General features: G+C 63.6%; 21 protein-coding genes. 5 read left to right on the top strand and 16 right to left on the bottom strand.

What is annotated here, in order from left to right:
- Positions 1–262: 262 nt before the first annotated feature.
- Both NKK52_RS09525 and NKK52_RS09520 read right to left on the bottom strand, forming a co-directional pair.
- Entirely contained in the window at positions 263–592 is a 330-nt protein-coding gene (locus NKK52_RS09525; RefSeq protein WP_023671011.1) for a phasin family protein, read from the bottom strand.
- A complete protein-coding gene (locus tag NKK52_RS09520; RefSeq protein ID WP_156931558.1) occupies positions 589–864 on the bottom strand; it encodes a hypothetical protein in 276 nt (91 codons plus the stop codon). The genes NKK52_RS09525 and NKK52_RS09520 overlap by 4 nt, the downstream gene beginning before the upstream one ends.
- A 68-nt stretch (positions 865–932) precedes the next feature.
- Between NKK52_RS09520 and NKK52_RS09515 the strand changes: the two genes are divergently transcribed.
- Positions 933–2327 (top strand): D-alanyl-D-alanine carboxypeptidase, encoded by a 1395-nt coding sequence (locus NKK52_RS09515; protein ID WP_502902990.1) that lies wholly within the window; start codon positions 933–935, stop codon positions 2325–2327.
- A 46-nt stretch (positions 2328–2373) separates the two neighbouring features.
- Here NKK52_RS09515 and NKK52_RS09510 read toward each other — a convergent pair whose 3' ends face one another.
- The 4 genes from NKK52_RS09510 to NKK52_RS09495 all read right to left on the bottom strand — a co-directional run bounded on the left by NKK52_RS09510 (position 2374) and on the right by NKK52_RS09495 (position 5820).
- Complete coding sequence (locus NKK52_RS09510; protein ID WP_023671008.1) at positions 2374–3072, bottom strand: DnaJ domain-containing protein; 699 nt, start codon at positions 3070–3072, stop codon at positions 2374–2376.
- Complete coding sequence (locus NKK52_RS09505; protein ID WP_023684679.1) at positions 3072–3797, bottom strand: hypothetical protein; 726 nt, start codon at positions 3795–3797, stop codon at positions 3072–3074. Before NKK52_RS09505 ends, NKK52_RS09510 begins: the two co-directional genes overlap by 1 nt.
- Positions 3798–3900: 103 nt before the next feature.
- Positions 3901–4338, bottom strand: coding sequence for a DUF1489 family protein (locus tag NKK52_RS09500; RefSeq protein WP_023671006.1), 438 nt, complete (start codon positions 4336–4338; stop codon positions 3901–3903).
- Between the two features lie 78 nt (positions 4339–4416).
- The gene (locus NKK52_RS09495) at positions 4417–5820 is read right to left on the bottom strand and encodes an L-serine ammonia-lyase (RefSeq protein WP_023684678.1); all 1404 of its coding nucleotides are present in this window, start codon (positions 5818–5820) and stop codon (positions 4417–4419) included.
- A gap of 272 nt (positions 5821–6092) precedes the next feature.
- On the opposite strand from NKK52_RS09495, the gene NKK52_RS09490 reads away from it, so the two are divergent.
- Positions 6093–6836, top strand: coding sequence for a DUF599 domain-containing protein (locus tag NKK52_RS09490; RefSeq protein WP_023671004.1), 744 nt, complete (start codon positions 6093–6095; stop codon positions 6834–6836).
- On the opposite strand, the gene NKK52_RS09485 is transcribed toward NKK52_RS09490, so the two are convergent.
- From NKK52_RS09485 to NKK52_RS09455, 7 genes are all read right to left on the bottom strand, one after another.
- Positions 6785–7582, bottom strand: a complete 798-nt coding sequence (locus tag NKK52_RS09485; protein ID WP_023684677.1) for a YdcF family protein — start codon at positions 7580–7582, stop codon at positions 6785–6787. The genes NKK52_RS09490 and NKK52_RS09485 overlap by 52 nt on opposite strands.
- A 7-nt stretch (positions 7583–7589) precedes the next feature.
- Positions 7590–8120, bottom strand: coding sequence for a hypothetical protein (locus NKK52_RS09480; RefSeq protein ID WP_023684676.1), 531 nt, complete (start codon positions 8118–8120; stop codon positions 7590–7592).
- A 1-nt stretch (position 8121) separates the two neighbouring features.
- Positions 8122–9687, bottom strand: a complete 1566-nt coding sequence (locus NKK52_RS09475; RefSeq protein ID WP_023684675.1) for an amidase — start codon at positions 9685–9687, stop codon at positions 8122–8124.
- A complete protein-coding gene (locus NKK52_RS09470; RefSeq protein ID WP_023671000.1) occupies positions 9687–10142 on the bottom strand; it encodes a GNAT family N-acetyltransferase in 456 nt (151 codons plus the stop codon). The genes NKK52_RS09475 and NKK52_RS09470 overlap by 1 nt, the downstream gene beginning before the upstream one ends.
- Before the next feature lie 7 nt (positions 10143–10149).
- A complete protein-coding gene (gatC, locus tag NKK52_RS09465) occupies positions 10150–10437 on the bottom strand; it encodes an Asp-tRNA(Asn)/Glu-tRNA(Gln) amidotransferase subunit GatC (RefSeq protein ID WP_023684674.1) in 288 nt (95 codons plus the stop codon).
- A gap of 110 nt (positions 10438–10547) precedes the next feature.
- Complete coding sequence (locus NKK52_RS09460; protein ID WP_023670998.1) at positions 10548–10964, bottom strand: hypothetical protein; 417 nt, start codon at positions 10962–10964, stop codon at positions 10548–10550.
- A gap of 44 nt (positions 10965–11008) precedes the next feature.
- Positions 11009–11716: a metal-dependent hydrolase gene (locus tag NKK52_RS09455; RefSeq protein ID WP_023684673.1), complete on the bottom strand. Its 708-nt coding sequence runs from the start codon at positions 11714–11716 to the stop codon at positions 11009–11011.
- Between the two features lie 165 nt (positions 11717–11881).
- Between NKK52_RS09455 and ruvX the strand changes: the two genes are divergently transcribed.
- Positions 11882–12388, top strand: coding sequence for a Holliday junction resolvase RuvX (ruvX, locus tag NKK52_RS09450; protein WP_023684672.1), 507 nt, complete (start codon positions 11882–11884; stop codon positions 12386–12388).
- Here the strand turns inward: ruvX and NKK52_RS09445 are convergent.
- The 3 genes from NKK52_RS09445 to NKK52_RS09435 all read right to left on the bottom strand — a co-directional run bounded on the left by NKK52_RS09445 (position 12306) and on the right by NKK52_RS09435 (position 14978).
- The gene (locus tag NKK52_RS09445; RefSeq protein WP_023684671.1) at positions 12306–12647 is read right to left on the bottom strand and encodes a DUF6105 family protein; all 342 of its coding nucleotides are present in this window, start codon (positions 12645–12647) and stop codon (positions 12306–12308) included. The genes ruvX and NKK52_RS09445 overlap by 83 nt on opposite strands.
- Entirely contained in the window at positions 12647–13225 is a 579-nt protein-coding gene (locus tag NKK52_RS09440) for a hypothetical protein (protein WP_023684670.1), read from the bottom strand. Before NKK52_RS09440 ends, NKK52_RS09445 begins: the two co-directional genes overlap by 1 nt.
- A 124-nt stretch (positions 13226–13349) precedes the next feature.
- Complete coding sequence (locus NKK52_RS09435) at positions 13350–14978, bottom strand: DNA alkylation response protein (protein ID WP_023684669.1); 1629 nt, start codon at positions 14976–14978, stop codon at positions 13350–13352.
- A gap of 196 nt (positions 14979–15174) precedes the next feature.
- Here NKK52_RS09435 and NKK52_RS09430 point away from each other — a divergent pair, with 196 nt between their 5' ends.
- Together NKK52_RS09430 and NKK52_RS09425 are read left to right on the top strand one after the other, a co-directional pair.
- Complete coding sequence (locus NKK52_RS09430; protein ID WP_023684668.1) at positions 15175–16137, top strand: aspartate carbamoyltransferase catalytic subunit; 963 nt, start codon at positions 15175–15177, stop codon at positions 16135–16137.
- Positions 16134–17420 carry a dihydroorotase gene (locus NKK52_RS09425; protein WP_023684667.1) on the top strand — a complete coding sequence of 429 codons (1287 nt, stop codon included), beginning with the start codon at positions 16134–16136 and terminating at the stop codon, positions 17418–17420. The genes NKK52_RS09430 and NKK52_RS09425 overlap by 4 nt, the downstream gene beginning before the upstream one ends.
- Positions 17421–17438 lie beyond the last annotated feature (18 nt).

Genomic DNA, 17438 nt, shown 5'->3' with positions numbered 1-17438 from the left:
GTCGTGGCAGTCAAACCTGAAGTCACGTAGTCCTGCCTCTTTCGAATCCCCATGCGAGTTCGATATGTAGGTGTTCGATGGACGATTTTAAGCCCTTCTTGTTAGCTGACAATATGGCTAGGTGGGGAAACCGAGGCGATTTTCAAAATCGTGAACCGCCAAAGCCCCGGAATTGAACCGGCATGAAAAAACCCGGCCGCGCATCCGCGACCGGGTCTGTTTTGCAAGCCCGAAAGGCCGTGCCTGGTATTCTCGAGCGAAATTACTTCGCCTTGGCGACAATCGATTCGAAGGGCTTGTAAGCCTCCTTGGCGAGATCGGCATAGAGATCGCCGAACTTGGTCGCCTCGGCAACGAAGCTCTCATAGCTCTGCTTGGCGAAGTCGGACTGGATCTCGACCGCCTTTTCCAGCGACTTGGCGGAGAACAGCTTTTCGACCGCGGCGCTACCGGCTTCGAAGCTCTTCTTGGTGTATTCGCCAGCTTCGGTGGCGATCGCCTGCGCGCCCTTGGAGAGCGAGGTGAAGCTCTTCAATCCGGTATCGGCAAACTCCTTGCCGTATTTCGAGAAGTCCTCGTAGGTCTGGGTCATTTGACGTTTCCCTTGGCGTTTTGAAGCGCCCTTGCCTGAGCGCAATTGTGCAATGCACGAGAATATATTGTGCGCTGCACAAAAGTCAAGATTACAGCGGCATCAGGCCGCGCTGCGCCGGCAACAGCTAAAATTCGAATAAAGAAAGGCTCAAGCCCGAGGAAAATGGTGAACGCGCCGGTTACCATAAACGGATTGGTAACGCTGGCCGCGATAGTTTGACGACAAGTGAGGTCGGATCCCTTTGCCGCCTCCATGGCAATGAGTTTCAAAGGAACTATCAGTGCGTCAGGCGTTGTCGGTCTTCGGTTCAAAATCCGCATCTTCCCTCAAAACGATCATGATCCTCGCTTTGGCGATGTCATTTGTCGTTGCGGATGCCGCGTCCTCGATGGCCGCCAGGTCTTCGGCGATCGTCGTCGACGCCAAGACCGGCAAGGTGCTTTATTCGTCCGATGCCAACGGCCGGCGCTACCCGGCGTCGCTGACCAAGATGATGACGCTCTATCTGACCTTCGAGGCCATGGCGAAGGGCCGGATCAGCAGGAACACGCCGGTGCCGTTCTCGGCCAAAGCGGCGGCCGAACCGCCGACCAAGCTCGGCGTCAAGGCGGGCGGAGCGGTTTCGGTCGACACCGCCATCCTGTCGATGGTGACCAAGTCGGCCAATGATTCGGCGACCGCGCTCGGCGAACTGCTCGGCGGCAGCGAAAGCAATTTCGCCCGCATGATGACCGCCAAGGCGCGCGCGCTCGGCATGGACGGCACAGTGTTTCGCAATGCCAACGGCCTGCCCGATCCCGGCCAGTTCACAACCGCCCACGACATGGCGATGCTCGGCATAGCGCTCAGGGAACATTATCCGCAGTATTACGGCTATTTCTCGCAGCGATCCTTCCTTTACGGCCGCCAGCGCATCAATGGCCACAACCGCCTGCTCGGCCGCATCAAGGGCGTCGACGGCATCAAGACCGGCTATACCCGCGCCTCCGGCTTCAACCTGGTCTCGTCGGTTTCGGATGGCAACCGCCGCCTCGTCGCCGTCGTCATGGGCGGCACTTCGGGGCGCAGCCGCGACAACCAGATGGCCGGCCTGATCAACGCCTACATGCCGCGCGCATCGACCCGCGGCGGCGGCGCACTGGTCGCCAAGGCCGGCGGCGACAATCCGGTCAAGGCGCTGGCCAAGGTCTTCCTGCCCAAGCATGACGCGCCGACGCCGGATGACAAGCCGATGGTTGAAGACGATGCCGTAGCGTCCAATGACGATCCGACATCCGCTGACGAGCAGTCTGCTGAAGGGCAGTCTGCCGACGAACAGACGGTGGCCGCGGTCGAAGATCCCGCCCCCCTCGTCAAGACCAGGAAGGTCAAGACCGTCATCGTGACGGCGCCGAAGGTCGAAACGGCGCAGATTGTGGCTGCCTACGCCGAACCCACGCCTGCATCCCCTCAGGCGGTCGACCCGGTCAACACGGCCTCGGTGCCGGCTGGTTGGGCGGTGCAGGTGGCGTCGTCGCCCAAACAGTCCGAAGCCCAGGCTTTCCTGGACAAGACCGCCAAGCAGGCGCCCAAAGTTCTTGGGGCTGCTTCCGGTTTCACCGTCGCCTTCGAGAAAGATGGCGAGACCTATTACCGCGCCCGGTTCGGCGGCTTCCGCTCGAAGGACGCGGCCTGGAATGCCTGCAATGCCCTGAAGAAAAAGAAAATCGCCTGCTACGCCGTCCAACAGTAGGGCGGCGTCGGAACCATCTCCCGGAAATTTACTGCGTCGAAGGAGACTAGTTGTGATTGGAGAGCAAGACGTCCTTGGCTTCGTTGATCCGCGCCGCCAGGAAAGACGTGCCGCCGATGTCGGGGTGCAGGCGCTGCATCAGGCGGCGGTGCGCCTTGCGGACATCCGCCGCGGCGGCCCCCGCTTCAAGACCAAGGATCTTGTAGGCCTCCTCCTTAGTCATGGCGCCCGCACCTGGCGCAACACCCAACCCTTCGCCACCGTTCGCCTCAGCGTCTTTGCGCCAGACGGGAAAACGGCCGTCAAGATACGTCTCTAGGAGCTGGCGGCTCTCCGGGTCGCCGGGGAGTTCGCGGTAAAGCTGCTGCAGCTCGGCCAGGCCCATCGCGCCCAGCATCTTGCCTTCATGGCGGCCGGCCAGAACCAGGCCTTCAAGCCCGCCCGTATCGTGATCAAGCTCCATTTCCAGTGCGGCGGTCCGCACCGTCGAGCGCTTGCCGGGCGCCGGCCCGACCGACGGCTGCTTCATTCGCACCGAACCGTACCAGGCAAGGGCCGCGGCCAGAATGAGGCCGGCAATGCCTTCGCGCCCGACCACCAGCACGGCGAGCCCGACCAGCGCCAGAAGCACCGGCCCGAGCGTGCGCATGCCGCTTGCCAGTTTTTGCGCATCGGCGCGGACAAAGATCGTCGCCGCGCCGAGCAGCACCAGAAACAGTGCAACAAGTGCAATGATAGCGCCCATCAATTCCCGCCGCCCCTGAGATGCTCGATCAGCAGCCGGTCTCCCGGCCTGTCCCTTGCCTCGAGCGCCTTCAATCCACCCGTCGCATAGACGGCGACCGCTGAAAGCAGCCCGGCCAAGGTCGCGGCAGCCCGCCGATCAAATCGGAACCAAGCCCCTTTGGACAGCCGCGCAATCTCCTTGAACGCCTTTTCTGCGCCGGGATCATGGCCTTCCTGGAAGACGAAGACGGGAACGCCGTGCAGACCGAGGCTGCCGGCCCTCTGCGCCAGGTCGTCGATATCCTCTTCCATGGCGTCGCCGATATAGACCAGAGCGTTGACCTTGGCCGCCGCCGTTTCCTTCAGCGCATGCGCCAGCACCTTGCCGATCTGGGTGTGGCCGGCACGGCAGTCGATCCGCGTCATCAGCTGCTTCAGGGCATTGGTGTCGGCGACAAAAGCCGACGAGCGGCACTCGCCCAACCCGCGAAAATAGGCCAATTGGACACTGAGGGTGCCGGCCTTGCCAACGGCGTCGAACATTTCGCCCTGCAGCTTGATGGCGAGATCCCAGGTCGGCTGGCGGCTCATCGTTGCGTCGAGGGCAAGGATCAGCCGGCCCGTGCCGGTCGCGACAAGCGTCCGGGCCTGACGGATAAAGGCGTCGATCTCGCCGGCATTGGATTGAGGCTTGACCGGCGCAGGATCGGCCCTTGCGGGCACACGCTGCTTCTTGTCGCTCATAAGAAGCAAGATGTGGCGTTGTCGGCCCCCTTGCAAGTCCAGCCTTGGACAAGATGAAGGGCCAGCGCTCGACGCTCTGGGAGAAGCGGCCGCGCCCTTGGCTCTACAGCAAGCCCAGATCGGCGAGCTCGCGCTTCAGTTTCGGCGGCATCTCGACCATTCCGGCCTTGCCCTTGCCGATATCGGCGGGCGCATCCGAAGGTTTGAGATAACGCCAGCCCTGGAAGGCGCGGCGCGGCTGCCAGTCGGTGCGCACGACGTCGAGGTCGAGCATCAGGCGGCAACGGCCGATGCCTTCGTCGTCGGTGAAGGGCCTGATATCAGTGATCAGCTGGCGGCATTGCACGCTGCCCTTGATCACCCAATAAAGCGAACCGCCATCGGTGACCTCGGCGCCGCGCGTCGGCACCATGCGGGTTGTGTGCCAGTGCTCGGCGGGTTCGCCGGCGCGGCGGCGCTCATCGAGGCGGAAGGCGATCCATTCTTCGAGGTCCTCGACGCTGTCGCAACCGACGCACAGTTTTAGGAGATTGAGTGCCATCGCTTAAGGTTTAGTCCGGCGCGCGATTGCGTCAACGGCCCTGCCCGACTTCTCCACAGTGCCAGTGGCGTTGCGCGGTCAGCATTCCACGACATTGACGGCGAGCCCACCAAGGCTGGTTTCCTTGTACTTCTCGTTCATGTCGAGGCCCGTCTGGCGCATTGTTTCGATCGCGGCGTCGAGCGGCACGAAATGGACGCCGTCGCCTTTGATCGCCAGAGAGGCGGCGGTGACCGCCTTGACGGCGCCGAGCGCGTTGCGCTCGATGCAAGGCACTTGAACCAGACCGCCGACCGGATCGCAAGTCATGCCGAGATGATGTTCGAGCGCGATTTCGGCGGCGTTCTCGACCTGCTCGGGCGTGCCGCCCATCACGGCGCAGAGACCCGCGGCAGCCATCGCCGAGGCCGAACCGACCTCGCCCTGGCAGCCGACCTCGGCGCCGGAGATCGAGGCATTGGTCTTGATGATGCCGCCGACGGCGGCCGCCGTGAGCAGGAAGTCGCGGATGCTCGGCTGGTCGGCCTCGGGGTGGAAATGCAGCCAGTAACGCAGCACCGCCGGCAATGTGCCGGCCGCGCCATTGGTCGGCGCGGTGACGACGCGTCCACCGGCGGCGTTCTCTTCGTTCACCGCCATGGCGTAGATCGACAGCCAGTCATTGGCCAGCAAAGGGTTGGGCTTGTTCTGCTGCCATTGCTCCTGCAGCTTGTCGTGCAGCATGCGGGCACGACGGCGCACTTTCAGCCCGCCCGGCATGATGCCATCCTGCGACAGGCCGCGGTCGATGCAGCCCTTCATGGCGCCCCAGATCGCATCAAGGCCACTGTCGAGCTCCTCGCGCGACATATGCGTCTCTTCATTGATGCGCTTCATGTCGGCGATAGACAGGCCGCTTTTGCCTGCCATCTTCAGCATCTCGACGGCATTCTTGAAGGGATAGGGCACCTTCTTGCCTTCTGTGGTCACCGAGCCCTTCACCTTCATCCGCTGCAGCTCTTCCTCGGACACCACGAAGCCGCCGCCGATGGAATAGTAGATGCGCTTGAGCAGCAGCCGGTCGCCGGCATCGTAAGCGTAGAAGGCCATGCCGTTGGCGTGGCCGGTGAGCGGCGTCTTGCGGTCGAGCACCAGATCCGTCGCCGGGTCGAAGCGATAGGAGGGATGGCCGCGGGGCGATATCCGCTTCTCGGCTGCGACGCGCGTGGCGATGCCCTCGGCCTGATCGGGATCGACCGTCTGCGGTGTCAGGCCGGCAAGGCCGAGGACAACGGCGCGATCCGAGCCATGGCCGATACCGGTATAGGCGAGCGAGCCGTGCAGGCTGGCGCCAATGCGATCGACCTTGACGCCGGCCGGGCGCGGCCAGTCATCGCCGGCGATCTCGTCGAGAAACCGCTGCGCCGCCGTCATCGGTCCCATCGTGTGCGAACTCGACGGTCCGATGCCGATCTTGAACAAGTCGAAAACCGAAAGAAACACGCTGCGCCGTCTCCGGGAATGGGATCAAGACCTACATATAGGACTTTCCATGATGTTTGTGCTGTTTTGCGGATTGCGGCGCTGCACCTGCCGACCTTGTTTGCTCCGGCAGCGACATCCCCGGCTGAAAGCGCGTCGCGCTGAAACGGGTTCATGCGACGCGCTTTAAGTTCTTGTTTTAATGCATGTGGTTGTCCCAGAACCGCAGCTCACTTCTGGGCGACATGCTTTGGAGCATCGAACTGACCGCTTTGCCTGTGGTAAAAGGGGGCATGGGCGATTCCTTCCATCTGTCGACGGCTGATCTGGCGGCGCTGGCTTTTTTCCTGCTTGCATGGTTGCTGCATACGCTGGCGTCCGACGGCAGACTGGTCAGCCGGGTGTCGTTGACGATGGCCATGAACGTGCAGCGCGAGGCCTGGATGCGCACCATGGCCGAGCGCGAAATCCGCATCGTCGACACCGCCATCATGAGCGGCCTGCAGCAAGGCACCGCCTTTTTCGCCTCCAGTTCGCTGATTGCGCTCGGTGGCTGTTTCGCGCTGCTTGGCGCCTCGGATCAGGTCCTTGCCGTGCTGAACGACCTGCCGTTGAACGCGACCTCATCGCGCTCCGCCTTTCAGATCAAGGTCTTTGGCCTGGTCCTGATCCTGGCCTTCGCCTTCTTCAAGTTCGGCTGGGCCTACCGTCTCTTCAACTACTGCACGATCCTGATCGGCGCGGTGCCGATCCCCTATGGCGAGGCGTCACGCAACCCGGTCAGCGAAACGGCGGTGTGGCGCGCGGCGCGCATGAACATGCTGGCCGGCAAGCATTTCAATTCAGGCCTGCGCGCGGTGTTCTTCTCGATCGGCTATCTCGGCTGGTTCGTCGACCCGATCGTGTTCGTGCTGTCGACGCTGCTGCTACTGGCAGTGCTGGTGCGGCGTCAGTTCTTTTCCGCCGCAAGGCAAGCCGTGATCGGTCAGCCGCCCGGGCCGGGGAAAAGCTGGTCGATCCGGCCCGACAGCCAATAGGCGGCGAGCCCGATCCACTCGCGGATCGCCATGGTCGTGGTCTGCAGCGAATCGGGTGCGTTGTCGCGAAACAGGCCAAAGCCTTCCTTGCCCGAGGTGCGATAGTCGACCGGCCACGGGACCGTGTGAAAGCCGGCCTTGTCGAACAGCGCCTTGGCGCGCGGCATGTGGAAGGCGGAGGTCACCAGCAGCCAGGTTTCGCCCGATTTCGGCGTTACCAGTTCCTTGGTGAAGACGGCATTCTCATAGGTGTTGCGGGATTTGCTCTCGAGCATCAGGCGATCGGCGTCGACGCCAAGCGCACCGAGCAGCCGCGGCGCGGTGGCCGCATCCCCCTCGCCATCGATGAACAGTTCACCGGTGCCGCCCGAGATAACCACTTTCGCCTCGGGAAAGCGCCGGGCAAGGATCGCCGCCTCGACCATGCGGTCGCCGCCGGAATTCAGCTCATAGCCGCCGCGCGCCAAGTTGATGGCGCCCTCGAAGCCGCCGCCGAGCACGACAATGCCGTCGACCTTCCGCGGCAGCGGCGGCTTTGGGAAGCGCTCTTCGAGCGGATTGAGCATCATGGCGCCAAGCGACGTCCAGGCCGACAGCGCCAGAATCAGGAAGGCGAACACACTGCCCGTCGCCGCCAATCGCCGGCGGCCGATCAGCGCCGCGAGCAAGCCGGCAAGCAGCAGGAAGATCGCCAGGTTGAGTGGTTGGACGAAGAACCAGAAGATCTTGGAGAGATAGAAGAACATTGCCTGCCTATCTCCAGCTCAAATTGTGACGGCCGGTGAAGTGCTCGACCGCACTCGCTACCGCTTCCGCTTCGAGGCGGCTTAACTCCCTGCCGAAAACAAGGACGCCGTTCGCGTTGGTCAAGCTGATGACTTCCGACAGTTCCACTTCGTCCGTGGGATAGGTGTGGTCGAGGATTTCGACCCTAAGATGCCCTTTCAAAGGCAGTGACCACCGATTTCGCAAAGAACCCCTCACCGAGCGCACGGCTGCGGTGTCGGTCAGCCGCAGGGTTTCCCTGCCGAACACCCGCCAGATGAAATCCTTGCCCAGGAAATAGGTGAAGAGGGCAATGACCGCCACGAAGGACAGCAGGCCGAGCGTGCCGCTGGTGAGCGTTGCGGACGACATATCCGTCAATCCCATGTAGCCGGTGTAGGCGACGATCGCGGCCCCGATCAGGACAAAGACTGTCCTGAAATCCGAGGTGCGTGGCGGGTTCGTGATCAGCAGTTCGTTTCCCGTCTCGACGATGGAAATGCGAGACGGGGGCGGCATGCTACCACCACTTCTCCGGCTGGAAGGTTCCCGCCGCCTGCTCGATGACGGCGGCTGTCTGGAACAGGGTTTCCTCGTCGAAGGGACGGCCAATCAGCTGCAGGCCGAGCGGCAGGCCCTTGGCATCGAGGCCGGCAGGCACGGCAATGCCCGGCAGTCCGGCCATGTTCACGGTCACCGTGAAAATGTCGTTGAGGTACATTTTCACCGGATCGGCGGCCATGTCCTCGTCAGCGATGCCGAAGGCGGCCGACGGCGTCGCCGGCGTCAGGATGACGTCGACGCCGTCGGCAAAAACCGTCTCGAAGTCGCGCTTGATCAAATTACGCACCTTTTGCGCCTGCAGATAGTAGGCATCGTAATAGCCTGCCGACAGCACATAGGTGCCGATCATGATGCGACGCTTGACCTCCCGACCGAACCCGGCGGCTCGGGTCTTTTCGTACATGTCGACAATGTCCTGGCCCGGCACGCGCAGGCCGTAGCGGACGCCGTCATAGCGCGCCAGATTGGATGACGCTTCGGCGGGCGCAACGATATAATAAGCCGGCAAAGCGTATTTGGTGTGCGGCAGCGAGATGTCGACGATCTCGGCGCCGGCATCCCTGAGCCAGGCAATGCCCTTCTGCCACAGCGCCTCGATCTCTTCCGGCATGCCGTCGACGCGGTATTCCCGGGGAATGCCGACCTTCATGCCCCTGATCGGTTTGCCGATCGCCGCCTCGTAATCCGGCACCGGCCGGTCGACGGAAGTGGTGTCCTTGGGGTCGACCGAGGCCATGGACTTCAGCATGATCGCGGCATCGAGCACGTCCCGGGCGATCGGGCCGGCCTGGTCGAGCGACGAAGCGAAAGCGACGATGCCCCAGCGCGAGCAGCGGCCATAGGTCGGCTTGATGCCGACGGTGCCGGTGAAGGCGGCTGGCTGGCGGATCGAGCCACCCGTGTCGGTGGCGGTGGCGCCGGCGCACAGGAAAGCCGAGACGGCCGAAGCCGAGCCGCCCGAGGAGCCGCCGGGCACCAGTTGGGCATTGTCCAGCGTGCGCGCGGTCTTGGTGCCGCCGGCCGAAACGAAACCGCCATCACCCTGATGCGTGGTCGGCATCACCACCGTGTCGAGGCGCGAGCGCCGCCACGGATTGACGACCGGGCCGTAATAGGAGGTCTCGTTGGACGAGCCCATGGCGAACTCGTCCATGTTGAGCTTGCCCAGCATGACGGCGCCGTCTGCCCACAGATTGGCGGTGACGGTCGATTCGTAGCGCGGCTTGAAGCCGTCCAGCACATGGCTGCAGGCCTGGGTGTGGATACCTTCGGTGCCGAACAGGTCCTTGATGCCGAGCGGGATGCCTTCCAGCGCACCGCCCTCGCCCTTGGCCAGTCTGGCATCCGACGCCTTGGCCATGTCGCGCGCCTTGTCGCCCGTGACGACGATATATGCGTTGAGGACCGGATTGGCGCGCTCGATGGCACCGAGATAGGCCTCGGTGATTTCGACGGCCGAAATCTCCTTGGCGCGCAGCTTGGCGCGCGCCTGCGAAATTGTCAGATGGGTCAGTTCGCTCATCAAAGGCTCTTTTCGTAAAACACCGACCACTCGGAATCGGGATAATCCAGCACCGGCCCGCAGCGCGAGAAGCCGGCGCGTTCGTAGACGGTCCAGGCGGCGGGATGGCGGTCGCCGGTTTCAAGCACCAGGCGCTTCAGCCCTTCGCTGCGCGCCAGCGTTTCGACATGTTCGACGATCTTGGCGCCGATCTTCCTGCCTCGATGCGAAGGCCGCGTGTACATACGCTTGACCTCACCGACGCGGGCATCATGGCGCTTCAGCGCGCCGCAGCCGATGGCTTGCCCGTCGTCGCGGGCGATAAAGACGGTGGTGTCGTCGCCAGCCATCTGCTCGACCGTCAGATGGTAGCAATGCTCCGGCGGCGTCAGTTCGAGCAGAGCCGCGTTGAGCTCCTCGACCAAAGCGCGGACATCGTCCTGCAGCGGCGTTTCGATCGCGATCTCGATTGCCATCGGCCGCCTACTCCACGACCTTCGGCACGAGGAAGAAATTCTCGTCAGTGGCCGGCGCATTGGCGATGATATCGGCAGCCTTGTTGCCGTCGGTGACGATGTCTTGGCGCTTCTTCATCTCCATCGGCGTCACCGATGTCATCGGTTCGACGCCGGAGACATCGACCTCGTTCAGCTGCTCGACAAAGCCCAGAATGGCGTTCAGCTCGCCGGTCATGCGCTCGGCATCCTCCTCGCTCACCGCAATGCGGGCGAGACGCGCGACGCGCTTCACAGTTTGCAGATCAACGGACATGTCTTTAGCCTTTGGGAAAACCAGATGGCGCTATAGCGGCGTGGCGCGTGCCGCGCAACATCGATCGTGCTTGGGGATAGAGCCCGTTCATGCCAGGGCGGCATTTCAGCCTAGGGCAGCGATACACCCTCGCACAGATAATAGCTGCCGCCATTGCCGGCCTGCTCGCCTTCGTCGGCGGTCGGGCGCACCGAGACGATGTCGATTTGGGTCGCGTTCATCTGCGTGATCGACAGTATATCGGGAAAGAGAAAGCCCGGCTCCTGGCAGATTGCAGTGACCGCCCAGCTCGGCGAGCGCGTCGCCTTGGTGACCTGGACGAACTCGCAATTATACTCGACGCTTTGCAGGCCGTCCGCCGACAAGATGACATTGCCGGTGTCAATCAGCGTCTGCAGCGTGTCCTTTTTGGCTTGCGCGCAAAGCTCCTGGGTCTGGAGGTAAACGCCCTTGATGAAGTCCTCGGCGGCGGATGCGGGCGACGCCGCAACCAGCATCGAAACGCAAAGAGTCTCTCTCAAACCCATGGTTTAATTCCCCTTTGCGACAAGGGATCGTTTCAACGATCGCTCTATAGTGTGATCGTTTGGCCGATGGCTGGCAAGGCTACGTCGACACCTGATCCTTCGAGGCCGGCCACGAACTTCTCCGCCGTCGCGTCGATGATCGGGAAGGTGCCGAAGTGGCATGGCACGACGGTGTCGAAGTGGAAGAAGCGCCGGCAGGCCAGGGCCGCCACCGCGCCGCCCATGGTGAAGCGGTCGCCGACCGGCACGAGGCCGATCTTCGGCTCATGCAATTCCTCGATCAGCGCCATATCGGAGAAGATGTCGGTGTCGCCCATATGGTAGAGCGTCTTGTCCTCCGGGAAATGCAGGACCAGCCCGTTGGGATTGCCGAGGTAGACGTTCTGGCCGCCATCGAGCCCAAACGACGAGGAATGCAGTGCCTGCACGAATGTGGTGGTGAAGGCACCGCAATCGACGGTGCCGCCATGATTGCCGGGATTGATCTTCTTGCCGTCGACGCCCTTGCCGACCAGGTACATGCAGATCTCGTAATTGGCGACCAGCTGGGCGCCGCTCTTCTTCAGCACCTCCACCGCGCCGCTGACATGATCACTGTGGCCGTGGGTCAGAAGCACATGGGTGACGCCTTCCGCCGGCCCCTCCCAGCCGCTCGTCCATGATGGGTTGCCGACGAGATAGGGGTCGATCAGGATGGTCGCGCCTGATGTCTCGACGCGGAAGGCGGAATGTCCGTACCAGGTCAATTTCATCGATCGTGTTCCTCGATTTTGGTTGCGCCGGAAGATAGAACGCCGGCAGCAAAATTAAAGTGACATAGTGTGCTCGCGGTTCAAAAGAACGTGTCGCGCTCTTTGTGACGGCAAGTCTGGGTCACGGTTAGACTGGGTCACGGTAAAACTGGTTGGGGAAAGCCGTTGGGCATCATAGCAATCGAGGATCTGCCGGCACGGCTGGAGGGCGGCAGGACGCTGGCCGGGCTCGACCTCGGCGACCAGACGATCGGTGTCGCCGTTTCCGACCGCGGCCTGTCCTTCGCCCATCCGCGCGCGGTCATCCTGCGCAAAAAGTTTTCGCTGGATGCGGCAGCGCTGCTCGCCCAGCTGCAGAAGGACAATGTCGGTGCGTTTGTACTCGGTCTTCCCATCAACATGGACGGTTCGGAAGGTCCCCGCGCCCAGAAGTCGCGCGCCTTCGTGCGCAACATGGCAGGCATAACCGAACTGCCCTTCGTGCTGTGGGACGAGCGGCTGTCGACGGTGGCGGCGGAGCGGACGCTGATCGAGATGGATTTCTCGCGCCGAAAGCGCGCCGGCAAGATCGATTCGGCGGCTGCGGCCTTTATTCTGCAGGGAGTTCTGGACCGGCTCCAGTCGCTTGACCCACGCGATCGGACGGAACCGGATTCCCCGCCTGCCGCCTGACCCCGGCCATGATGTTGCGGCGGCGGCGAAACGCCCACAATGCCATCAGCAGGAAGCCGTCGAAGATGCAGGCCCTTGCCACCATGCCCGGAATAATCGCCGGATCGATGCCCAGCATCTGCCCGTAGAGCTGAAACACGAAATCATGCAGCTGCCGGCTGAGCATGACGTAACCGAAATTGATGTCGTTGAGCGACAGGAAGAACCAGCCCCAGAATAGGGCAAGTGGCGTCGCCCACAATGCAAACAGCGTGCGCATCAGTGAGCGTCCCTGCCGCTGGAGCCGCCTCTGGGACCAATGTCCGGACGGCCGGATATGCGCGACAGCAAGGAGCCGTGCGCGGCACCCTTGGCCATGGCATGGGCGGTGGCGCGGCTCTCTGCCTCCCGCGAAACCATGACGGCGAAGACCGACCTCCGCTCGGCCAGCATGGCGACATAGGAGGCCAGAAGTGCCGCCAATTGCACGGCGACAACCAAAAACAGGCCGTTGATGCCTCGCGCTGCGCCGCCGATCAGGATCAGCGACAACACCGCGGATGCCGGAATGAAGGCGGTCCGCGCCACACTGTCGGCTCCGTCCGGGCTCGCTGCGGCGTTAACCAGACTCTCGACGAAGACCCAGCAAAACAGCACCGCCACGACCAGCAAGGCGATGGCCAGCGGCGCCACGACGGCAGCATTGTCGAGATCGGCCAGACGAGTGTTTTCCACGACGACGCCGAGCACGCCCAGAGCGCCCGCAACGCCGCGGTTTCCATCGACACAGATGAACGCCAGCAGGGCGAAAACCAGCGCCCAGTGCAAGGCCAGAAAGGACGTCAAAATGTGCCGCATGGCATTCCTGCTTTGGTGACAAAGACAGTGGGGTCTGCGGCCTGCGGCTGCAACGGAAACCATTCGTTAAGGTTAACGGCTGTCCACAGGCAGGCAAATTCGTTCAAGGCCTGGCGGAAGGCCCTCAATTCACCGGCGGATAGAGCGTGTCGACGATCATGCGCGCATCGTGGCGCGAATCGAGCATGCCATAGGTGTTGCGCCACTGGCCGGCGAGCCGCGTCTCGACGAAGGCGTCCGCAATCCGCCCTGCCCCCAGCCGGCGCAATTCCGCAGCTGCCGCCGACAGCGCCAGCTGTTCGGTCAGCAGGCGGGCCGACCCCTCATCGGTGCCGGCGACCTGCATGGCCGCCTTGAGCACGCCAATGGTTCCGCGTCCGCCGGCGCCGAGATCGCGGTCGATGCCGGCCAGCACCTCCTCGAACAGGCCGGGCGCGCGGCCGAGCACGCGCAGCACGTCGAGCGCCATGACATTGCCTGAGCCCTCCCAGATCGCATTGACCGGGGCTTCGCGGTAGTAGCGGGCGAGCGGCGCTTCCTCGACATAGCCATTGCCGCCGAGGCACTCCATCGCCTCATAGAGCAGTGGCGGCGCGATCTTGCAGACCCAGTATTTGACCACCGGGGTCATGGCGCGGGCAAAGGCAGCCTCGCCGCGGTCGCCGGCAGCCTCGTCGAAGGAGCGCGCCAGTCGGAACGAGAGTGCCGTGGCGGCGGCGACATCGAGCGCCATGTCCGCCAGCACGCGCTGCATCAGCGGCTGTTCGATCAGCGTCGAGCCGGCCACCTGGCGATGACGGGCGTGATGCACGGCCTCAGCCAGCCCCGCTCGCATGATTGCCGACGAGGCGACGGCGCAGTCGAGCCGGGTCAGCGTGACCATGTCCATGATCGTCTTTATGCCGGCGCCGGGCTCGCCGACCATCTCGCCGATGGCGTTGACGAACTCTACCTCCGATGAGGCGTTGGAGCGGTTGCCGAGCTTGTCCTTCAGCCGCTGAAAGCGGAAGCCGTTGCCGGAACCGTCGCCGAGGATGCGCGGGACGAGAAAACAGGAAAGCCCTTCCGGCGCCTGTCCAAGCACGAGAAAAGCGTCAGACATCGGCGCCGACATGAACCATTTGTGGCCGGTGACGCGATAAAAGCCGCTGCCGGCGCGTTCGGCCCGTGTGGTGTTGGCGCGCACGTCGGTGCCGCCCTGCTTTTCGGTCATGCCCATGCCGAGCGTCAGCCCGGTCTTGTCGACCGGCGGCTTCTGACTCTGGTCGTATTTGCGCGTCGTCACGCGCGGCGCCCATTCGCGAAACAGCTTTGGGCTGGCCATCAGGGCGGCCAGCGAAGCGCTGGTCATGGTGATGGGGCAGAGATGCCCGGTCTCGAGTTCGGCGGTCAGGTAGAAACGCGCGGCGCGCACCTGATGGCGACGGCCGATCTCGCTATCGCCGTTTTCCCAGATCGAGGAATGCAGGCCGCCGGCAACCGAGCGGCGCATCAGCGCATGATAGGCCGGATGGAATTCGACGAGGTCGATGCGCCGGCCCTGACGGTCATGCGTGCGGAGCTTCGGCGTCTCGACATTGGCGAGGCGCGCCAGCTCCTGCGCCTCCTGCGTCAGGACGAACCGGCCAAGCCCGTCGAGGTCCTTGCGCACCGGATCGGAAAAACGCTCGGCAAGCTGGATCAGCAACGGATCGCCCCGCCAGGCGTTGCCGCCCGTCAGCGGCGGCGGCTGGTTGGTCACGTCGTCGGTCACGCCCAATCCTTCTGAAAGTAGAAGGGCCTTCTGACGGTAGAAAGGCCTTATCATCACAAGGCTTCGAATCCGAAGCAATCGGCTAGATATAGCCCAAGGCAGGCGGCGCGCGCGACGAAAATACCGGGGAGAAAGGCCGCAATGCCAAGCTGACGCTTGCGGCAAGGAATTCTCCCCCCTATAGCAGCGCCTTGAGATGACCGACGCTTCGTCCCTGCCGCTTTATCCTCACCGCCATCTTCTGGGCATCCGCGATCTTTCCCCCGGTGACATCGAGCTTCTGCTCGACCGGGCAGATCGCGCCGTCGCCATTTCGCGGCAGTCCGAAAAGAAGACCTCGACGCTGCGCGGCCGCACCCAGATCAACCTCTTCTACGAAGCCTCGACGCGCACGCAGTCGTCGTTCGAACTGGCCGGGAAACGGCTCGGCGCCGACGTCATGAACATGTCGGTGGCGAGCTCTTCGGTGAAGAAGGGCGAGACGCTGATCGACACGGCCATGACTCTGAACGCCATGCGCCCCGACATCCTGATCATCCGCCACCAGTCTGCGGGCGCCGCCGCCCTTTTGGCGCAGAAGGTCGGCTGCTCGGTGGTCAATGCCGGCGACGGCGCGCATGAACACCCGACGCAGGCGCTGCTCGACGCGCTGACCATCCGCCGCGCCAAGGGGCCGCTGTCGAAACTGATCGTAGCGATCTGCGGCGACATCCTGCATTCGCGCGTCGCGCGTTCCAACATCATGCTCTTGAACGCGCTTGGCGCGCAGGTGCGGGTCGTGGCGCCGTCGACGCTGCTGCCCACCGGCATCGAGAAAATGGGCGTCATCGTCTCGCGCTCGATGGCCGAGGGCCTCAAGGGCGCCGACGTGGTGATGATGCTGCGCCTGCAGCGTGAGCGGATGGAAGGCGCCTTCGTGCCTTCGGTACGCGAATATTTCCGCTATTTCGGCCTCGATGCCGAAAAGCTGAAGGCCGCCAAGGACGGCGCGCTGGTGATGCATCCCGGTCCGATGAACCGCGGCGTCGAGATTGCGTCCGAAATCGCCGACGGTCCCCAAAGCGTCATCCAGGAACAGGTCGAGATGGGTGTCGCCGTGCGCATGGCGGTGATGGAAGCGCTGCTCGACCCGCGCCGCAACGAGGGCCGGGTGGCATGAGCACGACGGTCTTTGAGCGCGCCCGCATCGTCGACCCGTCACGCGGCATCGACGAGGTCGGCACCGTGATCGTCGAGGGGAAAAAGATCGTTGCCGCCGGCAAGGCTGCCCTGAACCAGGGCCTGCCGGCGGGAGCCACCGTGGTCGACTGCGCCGGCAAGGCAATCATTCCCGGCCTGATCGACGCGCGCGTCTTCATCGGCGAACCGGGCGGCGAACATCGCGAGACCATCGCTTCGGCCAGCGTTGCGGCGGCGGCCGGCGGCGTTACCTCCGTCGTTATGATGCCCGACACGGACCCGGTGATCGACAATGTCGCGCTGGTCGAATTCGTGCTGCGCACCGCCCGGGACACGGCAAGCGTCAACATCTTTCCGGCGGCGGCGATCACCAAAGGCCTCGCCGGTCGCGAGATGACCGAATTCGGCCTGTTGCGCGAGGCCGGTGCGGTCGCCTTCACCGATGGGCGGCACACAATATCCAGCGCACTGGTGATGCGCCGGGCTCTCACCTATGCCCGCGATTTCGGTGGCGTCATCGCACATGAGACACAGGATGGCGACCTCGCTTCGGCAGGCGTGATGAATGAAGGCCTGTATGCCAGCTGGCTCGGCCTTGCCGGCATTCCGCGCGAGGCCGAGTCCATCCCGCTGGAGCGCGACCTGGCGCTGGCGCGGCTGACGCGCGGCGCCTACCACGCGGCCAAGATCTCGACGGCGACGGCAGCGCAAGCGGTGACGCGGGCGAAAGCCGACCAGGCCAATGTCACGGCGGGCGTGGCGATCCACAATCTGTCGCTGAACGAAAACGATGTCGGGGAATACCGCACCTTCTTCCGGCTGACGCCGCCTTTGCGCGCCGAGGAAGACCGGCTGGCCATGATCGAGGCGGTCAAGGACGGCACCATCGACATCATCGTCTCCTCGCACGACCCTCAGGATGTCGACACCAAGCGCCTTCCCTTCGCCGATGCAGCTGCCGGCGCGATCGGGTTGGAGACGCTGCTTGGAGCAGCGCTTCGGCTCTACCACAATGGCGACGTGCCGCTACTTCGGCTGGTCGAAACACTGTCCACCGCACCAGCAAGGCTGTTCGGCCTGCCGGGCGGCACGCTGAAGCCGGGAGCGCCGGCCGATCTTGCGCTGATCGACCTTGAAGAACCCTGGATCGTGAGTGAAAGCGGCATCCGCTCGCGCTCGAAAAACACCTGCTTCGAAGGTGCGCGGCTGCAAGGCATGGTCTTGCAAACGCTGGTGGCGGGCCGCACAGTGTTTTCGAGCTAGAGCGATCGCGCCACGTCG

This window comes from Mesorhizobium sp. C277A (assembly GCF_040324395.1).
Lineage (GTDB): Bacteria > Pseudomonadota > Alphaproteobacteria > Rhizobiales > Rhizobiaceae > Mesorhizobium.
This window is presented reverse-complemented; position numbering and strand designations above follow the sequence as displayed.